General features: G+C 63.9%; 5 protein-coding genes. 1 reads left to right on the forward strand and 4 read right to left on the reverse strand.

The features are described from left to right. The first annotated feature begins 19 nt into the window (after positions 1–19). The gene (locus E0H92_RS40865; protein WP_131500074.1) at positions 20–2,044 is read left to right on the forward strand and encodes a ricin-type beta-trefoil lectin domain protein; all 2,025 of its coding nucleotides are present in this window, start codon (positions 20–22) and stop codon (positions 2,042–2,044) included. A 1,552-nt stretch (positions 2,045–3,596) separates the two neighbouring features. Here the strand turns inward: E0H92_RS40865 and E0H92_RS40875 are convergent. The 4 genes from E0H92_RS40875 to E0H92_RS40890 form a co-directional block, all read right to left on the reverse strand. Next, entirely contained in the window at positions 3,597–4,034 is a 438-nt protein-coding gene (locus E0H92_RS40875) for a hypothetical protein (RefSeq protein WP_131463053.1), read from the reverse strand. Between the two features lie 81 nt (positions 4,035–4,115). Beyond that, positions 4,116–5,501 (reverse strand): RHS repeat-associated core domain-containing protein, encoded by a 1,386-nt coding sequence (locus tag E0H92_RS40880; RefSeq protein WP_131500075.1) that lies wholly within the window; start codon positions 5,499–5,501, stop codon positions 4,116–4,118. Positions 5,502–5,747: 246 nt separating this feature from the next. Further along, a complete protein-coding gene (locus E0H92_RS40885; RefSeq protein WP_131463051.1) occupies positions 5,748–6,026 on the reverse strand; it encodes a hypothetical protein in 279 nt (92 codons plus the stop codon). A gap of 77 nt (positions 6,027–6,103) precedes the next feature. Beyond that, the coding region (locus tag E0H92_RS40890) for a DNRLRE domain-containing protein (protein WP_131500076.1) at positions 6,104–13,763 on the reverse strand (7,660 nt) is incomplete at its 5' end.

Raw genomic sequence — 13,763 nt, forward strand, 5'->3', positions numbered from 1 at the left:
CTTCGTCAGAGGAGTACTCATGCCCATCCGCAGACTGCTGGTTGCTCTTGGCATCATCTCCGCGGCCCTCGTCGCCCTCCCGGCAACCGCCGCACCACCGGGCAACGTGCTGTACAGCCCGAACCTCTCCACCTTTCCCGCCGCCGACGCCAGCTACCCACGAGCGATCCGCCTCGACCACGACAGCAACGCCGGCCAAACCGTCCTAGCGACCTTCGCCCGCCGCAACGAATCCGGCCCGAGCGACTTCCCGATCTTCCGCAGCACCAACGGCGGCGCCACCTTCAGCGCCACCCCAATCAGCACAATCACCTCGAACACCCCCGGCTGGGACCTCGGCGCCCCCGTGATCTACGAAGTCCCACGCACCGCCAACGGCCTCAACGCCGGCGACCTCCTCGCCTCCGGCACCGCCTGGGACGAGGGCAACTTCACCGCCCAGAAGATCGAGGTATTCAAAAGCACCGACCACGGCACCACCTGGCAGTACCTCTCGAACTGCACCCAAACCAGCGGCCAGCCGAACACCATCGGCCAAGGCATCTGGGAGCCCTGGTTCCTACTCACCCCGAACAACACCCTCGCCTGCTTCATCTCCGACGAACGCCCGTCGGGCTCGCCGACCAACAACCAGATCATCGGCCACTACACCTCAACCAACGGCGGCGCGACCTGGAGCGGAAGCATCACCCCAGACGTCGCCTTCCCCGCCGACAACCTGGCGCGCCCAGGCATGTCGATCATCACGCCACTGCCCAACGGCCAGTTCCTGATGACGTACGAACTCTGCCGCGACGCCACCAACGCGGACCACGCCTGCGAGGTCTACCTGAAAACCAGCCCCGACGGCCTGAACTGGTCACCAACCGACAGCCCCGGAACACTCGCCCAAACAACCGACGGCCGCCACCTCCTGCACACGCCGTACGTCGCCTGGGTCCCCGGCGGCGGACCGAACGGCACCCTCCTCCTGTCCGGCCAACGCGTCGTCACCGGCCCCACCGGCAACAAGGCGGTCATGGCGGAGTCCGGCTCGGTCCTCCTGGCAAACACGACCCTCGGCTCGGGCACCTGGACCGAACTGGAAGCCCCGGTCGACGTCAACCCAACCGGCGGCTACGCCTCCGGAGTCCCCAGCTGCCCCGGCTACAGCTCGCCGATCGTAGGCTCAGCCAACGGTACGACATTCCTCTACCTGGCCGCGACCTGGCTAGGAACCGGCAACCAATGCCAAGTCCGCTTCGGAACCGGCACCATCGGCGGCCCAACCGGCGCCATCACCGGCCCCGCAACAGCCGGCAAGTGCCTGGACGTAGACCACAACACCGCAGTCAACGGAAACGCAGTACAGCTATGGACCTGCGGCGCCGTACCCGGCCAGCAATGGACGATGATGGCCGACGGCACCATCCGCTCGTTCGGCAAGTGCCTCGACATAGTCGGCAACGGCACCGCCAACCTCACCAAGGTCCAACTCTGGGACTGCGGCCCCGCCGGCGGCCAGCAATGGCGTCCCCAAGCGAACGGCGCGCTCCTCAACCCCCAGTCAGGCCGCTGCCTGGACAGCCCCGGCGGCGCAACCGCGGACGGCACCGACCTCCAGATCTACGACTGCAACGGACTCGACCCCCAGAAATGGAACCTGCCCGGCTACCCGACCGGCCCAATCACCGGCCCAGCCACCGCAGGCAAGTGCGTAGACGTCGACACAAACACCCCCACCAACGGAAACGCCGTACAACTCTGGACCTGCAACGGCGTACCAGGCCAGCAATGGACCATGTCAACCGACGGCAAGATCCGAGCCTTCGGCAAGTGCCTCGACATCGTAGGCAACGGCACCGCCAACCTCACCAAAGTCCAACTCTGGGACTGCGGCCCCGCCGGAGGCCAACTCTGGCACCCCCAACCCAACGGCGCCCTCCTAAACCCCCAATCCGGCCGCTGCCTAGACACCCCCAACGGCACAACCACAGACGGCACCGACCTCCAAATCTACGACTGCAACGGCCTCGACCCCCAGAAGTGGAAAGTCCCCGTCTAACCCCACGACCACCCGCCAAGCACCCGAACGAGCCGCCCAGGCTGCCGACAGCCTGGTCGTCTCGCAAACTATCCTCGCGGTTGATATGCGTCATGGCTTGAATAGAAGGCCACAGCTGAGCATGCTTGCTCCGCCGTCGGCTTCTGGCCACCTCGCCACTCCTTCCACACACGGAGTACATCTCTTGCCAGGTGGACTTCCAGCAGATACGTCATACCTTCAGGAGCGCCAGCGGCAGCTTCATCGACCAGAATCGCCGGAACCAACAGAGTTATCGGCTGACCCGAGGCAACGTAGATTGTGAGGTCATCATCAATTCGATCAAGACCGCCAAGCAGGTCTCCCAACTCAGTCTGCCTCGACTCAACGTCCCCATATGGCGAACCCACCGACACCTCCAGGATGGAACACACTCCGCAAGCCTCCGCCAGCTTCGGAGCCCTACTTCTTCGAGACCATCGATATGCCGCCCGTAGCACGTGAGAATGTCCGGGCAATCGCCCTACGAACATCCGGATCACGATCAAGTCGCGCGAGCGACTCGTACCTCGCCGGATCGACATCGATCGTGGCCACCTCGCCAAAGTTCGTGCCAGCGAGCGAGAACACCACCAGACACCGGTACGCTCGCACAACGCCGCCTCGCTCCGGTACCCAGCGCGCGCTGTCATTGGCTCACGCTTTGTCGGACGCGAGCCAAGTGAGAATGCGCCAGTCTCGACCGCCTCGCCAGCCACGATCTGACGGCCGTATGCAGCGAGGAGACGATCGACGTCGAGGTTGCACTTCGGGTCGGCTACAGGCCATCCATCGAGCTGTCCACCCCGTTCGCCTGTCTATCTCCGGTCGGCGGGCGGATTGGCCAAGCACGGATCATTCCTCCCTCTCGGGTAAACCTGACCCAGTTGGTCAGTTCACCAGAACCCTGCCGACGCTAACGCTACCGCTCTCGATGTAAACGTGAGCCTCGTTTCCCGGCCACAGCCACGAGGCGCGTAGGCACTGTGCGGGCAGTGTTCAGGCCGCGGCCAAGCCGAGTCTTTAGGGTCGCAACGGAGGAGCAACAACAGCGAGAGCTCTCATGACGGCGGCCTCGCCCGACGCGGACTCTCTGCCTCCTCCATCCCGGGCTCCAACGCGAGCGTGACGGCCCCGGAACGCTTGTCGACCAAGGCGCTCAACGCATGAACCAGTGCCTCTACCGCCGGCCTTGAAAGACCCGTGCGGATGAAGTACTCGGCTCGAGACAGGCCCATATATCCCTCTTGGACTGCGAAGCAGAGCCGTTGCGCTTCATCATGCGTCAAGCCCATCTCGACCAGTTCTCCCTGCACACGAACATCCATCGCCGCCCACCTCAACTTTCGGAGGAAGTCTGAGAATGAAACCGAGCGCCCGCGCCAGGCTGCCCTCAGACCCTCGACGCGCTTCGACATCCCGCACTTGAAATGTATCCAGCGACATACCTGCCCGCTCGGCGTGGACGAACGGCGAATCCATCGTGCCGTGGCGTGGCCGAATGAACTCCGGAAAGTCACATTCGAGGCAATGATTAGGTTCTCTTGAGAAACTCAAGGATCGCTGCTTCATCCTGAGACGGACATCTGAGGAGTCGTGCAATCGATCGCCCAGCAGGGATGTCTCCCCCACCGGCCATTCCTCCTTCATCTCGAATGAACCCGTCGGCGAGCACGGCTGCCGCATCAGCAATCGCCATTGCGAACACCTTTCCCAGGTCGACTCCCCGCTCGTATGGCGAAACGCTGACAGTCCACAGGTCGACGAACTCATACTGTCCCGGCGGAAGTTCGACCACCTGCACGGACACAGACGTTCCCCATCGAACGCGCCATACATCAGAACCGTCCTCAGTGATCACGGCAGCGACGTCACCTACTCCCAGCACCGAACGCATTACCCATCCACCGAGGCGGCAGACCAGTAGCCGGTTCGGCTGCTGGTGGGCGAACACTTCAACCTCGACCGCCATCCGAGCCTCCTTGTCTCGCCGTACAGCCATGTTGACCAGCGGTCGCCACCCCACACTGGTTGCCGTGCCCGTTGACTGGCCTCAGAAAGCAACCCATCCGTCGCGCGTCCGCACATAGATCCTGTTGATCGTACCCTGCGAAGGAATACCCGCGAGAGGTCCCTTCATTCCGAAATCTATCAGCGACTCCATGGATACCTGAGGAGCATCAACGAACAGTTCAACACCAGAATATCCAGCATTGCTCGCAGATTTCTCTGCACGAGATGCATGCGAAAGCACACCCGCAGGCGATGAGCCGCTGTAGGTCTTCAAGCTCGCGGGCACGCCATTCAGGAAGCCGTCGATTCCAGGGAAGCTCCGTGCCTTATTGCCAACGAACTGACCACCCCGGAACTCGACAACCTTTTCGGCCTGAGCAACTTCGTGCGCTTCCAGTGCATTCTTAACCACCGAGCCTGCGCGCCCGGCGGGCAGCGCTCTGAGTGCACGAGCACCCTTGTACCACTTTGTGAGTGTCGGCAGGATCCCCGCGATAGGAATCGCTCCAGCGGAACTAACCGCTCCGTTGCGCTCATCACCTTCTCCAAAGTACCAACCAGCATTCGCGGCATCGCACGGCTCAAACGCAATACCGCAAGCATCAAGGGTCGCGTGGAGTGCCGGTTTCGCAGTGTCGGCGATGTCTCCGCTGGCGTCCCCCTCGAACGTCCATGCACCATTGCCGAGAATCTTCAGCTGACAGTTCGGGCACCGTTCCAGCACGGGCCCGACAATGGTTCCGCCGCCGCCCTCGGACCCGGTGTCGTTCAGGTGGCCGTCGAGTTCGACACGGCTGATGGGGTTGCCGCCGCCGAACATGTAGCGGTTGGCGTTCCACGGGTCCGTACCCAGGCTGAGGTCCTGCAGGGCGCCGTCGAACATGTCGCGGGTCAGGAATCGGTTGAGGCCGGGGTTGTATTCGCGGAAGCCCATATCGTAGGTGCCGGTGGCACCGTTGAAACGATCCGAGTTGAAGCGGTAGGGGTTGACGATGTCGGCGTCCTGCGACGGGTCGTTCTTGATCTCGTCGTCGCCTGTGGTGCCCTTCTTGTCGGGCTGGCCGTAGGCGGTGTAACGGTAGGTCGACGTCGTGGTGCCGGTGGTGGCGTCGGTGAGGGTTTCGGTGTCGCCGTGGGGGTTGGTGCCGTAGAAGGACTTCGTCGATGTGGTGCCGTTGACTGGGGAGTCGATCAGGGAGAGGTTTTCGCCGTTGGCGCCGTAGGTGTAGGACTTGGAGGTTTTCCAGGTGCCGGCGGTGTCCTTCTCTTCTTCGATGGCTATCTGGTCGGCGAGGCCGACGAAGGTGTAGCGGGTGGAGACCGAGGCAGCGGCGCCGACCTTTTCTGAATCTCTACCGCGGGTGGCCGGACAGTAGAGTGAGACGAGCGGCGACCAGGCAGTGCGGCCCGCGGCGGGTGAGAGCATGGGCGCGAAGGCGCGGCTCCGGGGCGTCGTGGAGGCGGCGGAGGAAGACGCCGGTCCTCTTCGCGTGGGAGGCTGGGAGCAGGGCGACACCAGGGCCGGCGACGATCGGCTCCTGGACGAACTGGAGCGTCAACCCGGATTAGCAGCTGACGCTGACCGCCAGGACTCTGCGGACCCGTTTAAAGGCCTCGACGTCGCCTCAAGCATCGAACCTGACCCTCGCCTCCCGAACCGCAGGTCGGCCGCTCAGATGCCCATCTGATGCAGTTCGTACGCGACTGTCTGTTCAGCAGTTGCGTCACCGTCGTAGTACTGCTCCCAGAATCCGGGTTCAAGCCATGCGGCTGGCGCAAGATCGACGACTCCCGACTCGGCGACTCGAATCACCCACCTTTCCGGGATCACAGAGTCAACAGTCATGAACGTATCAGAGTCGAACCATGCCAAGCTCCGCCCATCATCCGCAACAATCTGCAGTTGTACGCGGCCACCCGGTTCGGCCATGATCGAGATGACCGGGTACACCGCATCCAGCGTGATCCAAGAACTCCGCTCCAGGCGGGAACTGTCCGTAGGACCCGACAGACGCAGGCATTGGACCTTCATCGCGCGACTCCGTTGAAGATGATCTTGTAGTCGTAGGTGTAGTTGACCGCGCCTGTGCTCTGATTCATGTAGAAATGAACCTGGAAGTTGCCAGCTGGGCTTTGATACGTGCTCGAAGTGTACTTGCCCCAGTCTCCAATGCGGCTACCGTCGGCTGTCAGGGCCTGCACCAAATCCTTGTTGCCTAGCTTGCTGCCCGGGATGATCCGGGTCGACCCAGCTATCGCACCGGAGCTCAACTGTCCGGATGCCGTGAACGCTGAGTCAGCGGATTCGCGCGCGAGCTGTTGCCCGAGCCGCACCCCGTTGGCGACGTTGTCCGCGCCCGCCCTGCCAAGATATCGGATGGCTGGCCACCTAGCTGCCGCCTCCGCGGCAGCAAGTCCTTCCGCACTGCGCACCCCGATGCCGACGACCTTGCCGCCGCCTGTGAAGCTGAGTCCTGTTAGCGCGACTCCCATCTGGCACGCCCGCCAGTTGGTCTGGTAGTTCTGCATTTGAATGGCGGCTTTGCACGCCTCATAGGTCTCCTGTATCGGTTTGACGACGAGGTCATCAGTCACGTTCTTGCCGAACTGACCAGGAGCGACATAGCCGGAAATCTTCTGAATGGTCGACGGTTCGGTCGGCTTGGTTTCCGTGACCGGTGGTGGCGTCGATCCGCTTCCGAGGATGCGCGTCACCGGCCTACCGCACGCCGACTCGGTCTCGGGATCGAAAGCACAATGCCCGTCTTGTTCTACACCGGTGATGGGGTTGCCGCCGGCGAAGGCGTAGCGGTTGGTGTTCCAGGGGTCGGCGCCGAGCGCGAGGTCTTGGAGGGCGCCGTTGTAGAAGTCGCGGGACAGGAACCGGTTGAGGCCGGGGTTGTACTCGCGGAACCCCATGTCGTACGTGTTCGTGGCGCCGTTGAAGCGTTTGGAGTTGAAGCGGTAGGGGTTGACGATGTCGGCGTCCTGCGACGGGTCGTTCTTGATCTCGTCGTCGCCGGTGGTGCCCTTCTTGTCTGCCTGGCCGTAGGCGGTATACCGGTAGGTCGACGTAGTCGTGCCTGTTGATGCGTCGGTCAGGGTTTCGACGTCGCCGTGGGGGTTGGTGCCGTAGAACGACTTCTTCGTCGTGGTGCCGTTGACCGGGGAGTCGACCAGCGAGAGGTTCTCGCCGTTGGCGCCGTAGGCGTAGGACTTCGAGGTCTTCCAGGTGCCTCCGGTGTCCTTCTCCTCCTCAATGGCTACCTGGTCGGCGAGGCCGATGAAGGTGTAGCGGGTGGAGATCGAGGCGGCGGCGCCGACCTTCTCGGACTGGTTCACCACCCGGTCGAACGCGTCATAGGTCTGGTTGCGCGTAAAGGTTGCGGTGCCGGCCGAATCGAACTTTTGCTGGCGGACCAGGCGGTCGTAACCGTCGTAGGCGTTCTGCTCCACCACCTGGGCGCCGACGTCGGCGGTAGTCGAGCGGCCAAACAGGTCGTAGCGCTGATTCAGCGTCGTGCCGCCGCTGACCGTCTTGGTCAGCCGGTTGCGATCGTAGGTCATCGTCGACGTCGTCGCGCCGATGACTTGTTCGATCGTGTTGCCGGCAGCGTCGTACTTGTACGACTCGTTGTCGCCCTTCTCGACGCCGGTCTTGACGACCGCCTCGAGCTGACGCGCCGGGGTGTAGGTGTAGTTCGAGGCCTGATCCAGGTAGTCCGAGGTGTTCGCCTTCAAGAGCTTCTCGACGTCCTGGGACCGGTCACCGTCAGGGGTATAGCGCAAAGCATGCGACGAGATCAGCTGCTGGGCATGCTTTTCGGTCTGGACCCGGGGCAGCCCGTCCTCGTGATACGTGAACGTCGCCAGGTTCCCGTTCGGCTTGGTGATCGTGGAGCGCAGACCGCGGCCGTCGTAGGTGTACGACCACGTGTCCAGCGGATCGGTCGGCGAGTCGCCGGCCTTGACGGTATCGACCAAGTTACGGACATCCCACGTGTAGCCGGTGTAGCGGCCTACCTTGGGGGTGCCGGCACCCGAGTCGGCCGGGCGTTGGGCGTTGGTGGAGAGGACGTTCGAGTCGAGGTCGTAGGTGTAGTCGGTCGTCGCCTTGCTCGCGCCGGCCTTGAGTTCCTGGACCTGGGTCGTTCGGCCCAGGCCGTCAGTCGTGGTCTTGAAGGTGTCAGCAACCGCGTTCGGGTTGTTGTCCTTGACCTCCGATTGCAGGCCGTTCAGGTCATAGGTGTAAGTGAACGACCGGGACTCGACCGGGCTGGTCGAGACCAGCTTGATCGCGTCCGCGACCACAACACCCGTCACGGACGGCTTCAATGTGATCGTCTTCGCCACACCGTTCGGGAACGAATAGTTGCCCAAGTTGACCCACGGGGTTGCCGCGGTGCAGGCGGACTGGTCGACCGTCTTCGTCGCAGCACCTGACGAGTGGTTGATCGTGTACGTCGCTGCCGTGGTGGCACCGGTGGTTACGGGACAGGACGCGTAGACGTCGAACGAGCCCGCGACGTCAGGCAGCACCCGCCAGTTGAAGGTGTCGCTGGCCTCCGGCGTACCCACAGCCGCGGCGAGGTGGGTGCGGTAGTTGGCGCCCTGGGTGTTGGTGCCGCCCGGGACCGTGGCCCAGGTGCCCGTCGAGGTGGTCTGCCAGGTGTCGGCGTTGTCGACGATGTCGACCGGCTGCTGCGCAGCGGTGTCGGACCGCGACTGCTGCGAGCCGTCGGGGTAGTAGCCCCACGCCTGGGTGCGCTTCGCGTCGTCGCCCGGCACCGTCAGCGTCCGATCGGTCTGCTGGCCCAACGGGTTGTAGCCGTACGTCGCGGTGATCTGCCACGGGTCCGTCGAGGTCTTGATGTCGCCGGAGTCGAAGTAGGTGAAGTTCGTCCACTGCGCAGCCGGTGGGGCCGTGGCGGCGAAGGTGGGTTCGGACTGGGCCTTGATCTCGCCGGTCGGGTAGTACTGGATGAACGTGCTCGATGGCGTCTTGTACAAGGTCGTTGACGTGTCGAACGCGGACTTGTTCTGCACCGGCCGGTTGTTCTTGTCGTACACCGTCTCGGAGTACCGGCCACTCGGCCGGGTCTGACGAGTCACGTTGCCGGCCTGGTCGTAGGCCAACATTGTGACCCGGTCCTCTTGGTGGCCACCGATCGGTGTGTGCGGGACGTGGATCTCGATCGGCTGGCCGGCGTCGTCGTACTTGGTCGTCTTCGTGTTGCCGGTCTGGTTGATCTCCGACGTGACCAGGCCGTCGGCGTCGTACACCGTCTTCGACGTGTATCCGGCCGCGTCGGTGACCGCGGTGGGCCGGTGGTTCAGGTCGTAGACCGTCTTCGACGTGTAGTCCGTCGCGGGCGACGCGTTCCGCAACGGATCCATCACCGTCACCTGGTTCCCGACCAGGTCGTACTCGTACGTCGTCGTCGGCGTCTTCGTCGTACCGCCGTCGACGAACGGGGTCTCGACCTTCAGCACCTGACCGACCCGGTCATAGCTGTACTTCGTGACGAAGTCGTTCGGGTCCGCCGTGGTCGCGACACCCTTCGGCGCGGTCTCGGTGACCTTGCGGCCCAGCACGTCGTAGGTGTAGGCGAGCTGCCGCCCGGTGGTGTTGTTGTCCAGCAGCGTCTTGGTCAACAAGTTGTCCGCGGCATCGAACGTCGACACCGACTGCGCACCGTTCGGAGCCGTCTCCTTCGTCACGTTGTCGTTGAGGTCGTACTCCGTCTCCGTGGTCCGTTTCACCGCCCCGTCGTACGGCTTGGTGATCTTCGTCGGCCGACCGAACGCGTCGTACTCCGCGGTCGTCAACCTCAGCAACGCGTCCTTGACCTGCAGCACATTGCCACGGTCGTCGTAGGTGAAGTCGGTCTTCGCCAGCTCGGGATCGGTGATCGACAGCGGGTAGCCGCTGGCGTGGTACTTCGAGTCGTCGCCGTACTGCGTCGCGTTGCCCCGAGCGTCGGTGACCGTCGCCAGCGTCCCGTTCGAGTTATAGGTGTACGTCGGCCCGAAGCCGAGGCCGTTCTTGACGGTCTTGATGTTGCCGTTCGCGTCGTAGGTGAACGTGTCGGTCCGCCCGCCCGCGCTCTTCTTCGACATCAGCACCGTCGGCTTCGCGCCGGTCGCGAGGGTCTGGTAGGTCAGCACAACACCAGGCAGGCCGTTCTTGACCGCCATCGCATCCTTCACGACGAGCGGATAGCCGGTCTTCGGGTCGTACTCCCACGTCGATACGGCGTCGTTCGGCTCCTGCAACCGGATCACATTGTGGTCCCGGTCCCACGCGAGCAGCGTTTCTTTGTCACCGCCGACGGCGTTCTGGTTGGCGTCCACGATGCTCGTGGTGCGACCGAACGCATCCATCTTGTACGTCGTAACCGACGGCGTGCTGCCGTTGACGTCGGTGACCGTGGTCAGCCTGTCCAGCGCGGACGGGTCCGGCTGGGCGTACGTGAACGTGGTGTTGTTGTTCCGGCGGTCCGTGTAGCTCTTGGGCCACTTCGCGTACGTCGAGTCCTCGTTCGACGTGTAGTACTGGACCTTGGTCTCGGCGTTCCGCGGGTCCTTGACCGAGATCAGCTTCGTGTTGCTGTTGTTCGACGTGTCGTTGTAGGCGAACTGGAACGATTTCACCACCGCACCCGGGTCGAACGCACCGTTGTTGAACGGACCGCCGTCCTCGAGCTTGATCAACTGTGAGTCGGTGTTGTAGTTGAATTTCAGTGCCCGCTTCGAGATGTCACGGATCCACGCCAGCTTGCCGGCACCACCCGACTCGTACCCCAGCGTCAGGACCTGCCGGTTCCGGGCATCGGTGACGATCGACAGCCGGCCGTCGGTGTCATAGCTGAACGACATCGTGTTGCCGTTGCGATCCACGACCGACGTCTGACGTTTGGTGCCAGAGTCGAAGTAGAACCGGGTGCCGTCCGGCCGTGTGAACACCCACCGATGTGCGGTGTCAGGGGCGGCCATGTCCTCCTTCAGGTCGAGCGCGACACCTGCCGGACGCGTGTACGGAACCTCGTTCGGTTTCTGCGGATCCGGCGTATCGGCCTTGTAGGTCTGCGTCGTGCCGTCGCCGTCCACGAAGGACACCACGTTGGGGGCGACGGCCAACCCGCTGCCGAGTCTGGTCAGCGTCGCCGGCTGCACAGAGAACCCGTACCCCGGCGCCGACGCCGGCGTGTCGTCCTGACTGTTGTACGCCAGCCTGACGAACGCCGACGGGCCGATCGACGGGTTCGACAACGCGTCGTACGACCACACGACATTGCCGTTGTACAGGTTCGTCAGCAACTGAGAACCGCCACCGGTCTCCTCACCGGTGTAGGACATGAACTTCTCCAGCCCCAACCCACCCGACGTCGCCGACTCCACATAGCGGTCGACGCACAACAAGCCGGCCGTCTCCATCACGCAGCCTTGAGCCGGCCTGGCCGGTGGAGACGTTGCATTGTCACCGTCGTACCAAGTCTTGTCCGGCTTCCTCAGATCCAGATGCAGGTCGTACGACTGCCGCTTCGTACCGGTGTCGGAATTGATCGGCGCTCTGACGGGCAGATCCACGGTTTGCGACTCGCCCGGTGCCAAGACCCTTCCGAGCGGGACGCTGAGTCGCTCGCCCTCGGTCGTCAGATCGACGGTGCTGCCCGGGTCCGTCCACCGGTACGACAGCAGCAAATCGTCGACCCAAGTGGTCTTCGAGGTGTTGGTCACCGTGACCGGCGTGGTGATTGTGGTGTTCGGCTGGAATCGTTCGGGAATCTGGTCGGCCTGGTAGGTTTCGGCCTCGTTCTTGGCCAGGTGTTCGATCCACAGGCGGGGCCGGAACAAGCTGTCCGGGGACTCGCCGTTCGTGATGCTGAACAACTGCTGCTGCACGGTCTCGTCGTGCGTCTTCAGCAGCAGGCCGTGGTTGTTGCCGGGGTTGTCCACCCACGACTGGATCTTCGGCAGCAGCGCATTGCCTTCTGACGACGCGAACGTCAACCGCTTCGGGTTGTTGTCCGAGGTCAGACTGGTCAGCACCGTCGGGTCGTAGTCACCACCCGGGCCGGTCCAGTTGATCGTCGAGGCCGCCTGATTCCACGTCGCCTCGGTCTCGACGAAGTCCCGCGTCAGCCCGTGCAGGTCGAGCGTTGCACTGCCGGCACCGGAGCCGTAGTTCGAGAACAGTTCGACCCGCGCGTCGGTGACCTTCGTACCCTGCTTGATCGTCGAGGTGTCGAACTTGAACACCCCGCGCTCGACGCCGTACGTCGGGTGGTTGTTGCCGACCTGCACCCAGTACCGCGTGTTTCCGGTGCCGCCGTCCGGACGCGACACGTTCTCCGTCGCCTTCGTCTTGCTCAGCGTGGTGTCGGAGATGTCGCCGCCGAACGACTGCAGGATCCGGCCCTCGCGCGGCATCGTGACCGTCTGCACGTTCGACGCCGCCCTGCCGTTCTCCCCTTTCCCGACGTCCGCGACCGTGCGGGCCACGACCCAGTAGCTGTACGTCGCCGGCTTAGTTGCACTCGACGGCTCCGCAGTCGAATCCGTGAGCGACGTCACCTCTGGCGGCACGGTCCCGACCAACGTGAGCGCGGCCGGCGCCGTGGTCGAGAAGTAGTCACCCACCGGCGTCGCGCAAGGGTCGACCGGCAGCGCGCGGCAGCCGCGGAAGATCTGGTACTCGACCAGGTCGTCGTCATCGGCCGGCGTCGGGTCGATGTACTTGTTCCAGGTGAGCTCCGCACCGGTTGCGTTGATCGTCGACGGCGGGTTCAGCGTGACGCCGGGCTCGTCGTACGTGACGACCAGATTCGGCCGAGCCGCGGTCTCTCCGCCGTACGTCCCCTCGCTCGCGCTGTAGTACAGACCACCGGCCGGCGCCGTCGCCGGGTTCTCGTCGACGGCCTTCAGCATCACGCCGTAGTTCGGCGACGAACCGTTCACCCACGACTGGACATAGCTGCCCAAACCGTACGAATGCCAGCCGTCACGGTCACCGGGTTGCTTCGTCGCTGTGGAGTACTTCGTCCACTTCATCGCATCCGCGATCGGGACCGTCAAAGTCGGACCCGCCTGCCGCTGCGCCGTCACCTGGGTCGTGTTGCCGGGGCGCGCATGAACCGTCCCCAGCGTGTACCACAAGTCGCCTCCAGGCCCCGGCGTACCGGCCGTCTGGTTCCACGGGACGGTCTGCGAGGTCGGCACACCGGCCGAGGTCGCCCCGACCAGCGTCGTCGGCAGGATGCCCCGCACACTGTTCGGGTAGTAGTGCCCCTGCACCTGATAGTCACCCTCGCTCGGCACCCGCGCGCTCCACGTGAACTTGTCCGGCGCGGATCCGGTCAGCGCGTACGAGAACGACCCGTTCACCGCGCTCCCGTTGCTCTGGTACTTCCACGGTCCTTCGTACGTCGCCGACAACGTGTCCTGGTCATCGACCTGCACCGTGTTGGACGCGTAGGTGCCGTTGAACGCCGTGTTCATCGACGTCCACGTCGCCGTCGACTCCGACCAGGCGGACGTCACCTTCACCGCCGCGAACGGCAGCGTCACATCCGCACCGAAGCCCGCCCCGTAGTGCATGTTCAGGTCGGCCGAGCGGATCGTCGTGGTGGTCGGGATCATCGACGTGTCGAACTTCAGCAGGCCGCGCCAGGTGTTGTGGCTCGCG

The organism is Kribbella speibonae (assembly GCF_004331375.1).
In the GTDB taxonomy this organism is placed as follows: domain Bacteria; phylum Actinomycetota; class Actinomycetes; order Propionibacteriales; family Kribbellaceae; genus Kribbella; species Kribbella sindirgiensis.

Excerpts from the sequence above, each read along its gene's own strand:
- E0H92_RS40865 (WP_131500074.1), top strand. The coding sequence starts at position 20 with ATGCCCATCCGCAGACTGCTGGTTGCTCTTGGCATCATCTCCGCGGCC.
- E0H92_RS40875 (WP_131463053.1), bottom strand. The coding sequence starts at position 4,034 with ATGGCGGTCGAGGTTGAAGTGTTCGCCCACCAGCAGCCGAACCGGCTA.
- E0H92_RS40880 (WP_131500075.1), bottom strand. The coding sequence starts at position 5,501 with ATGCTCTCACCCGCCGCGGGCCGCACTGCCTGGTCGCCGCTCGTCTCA.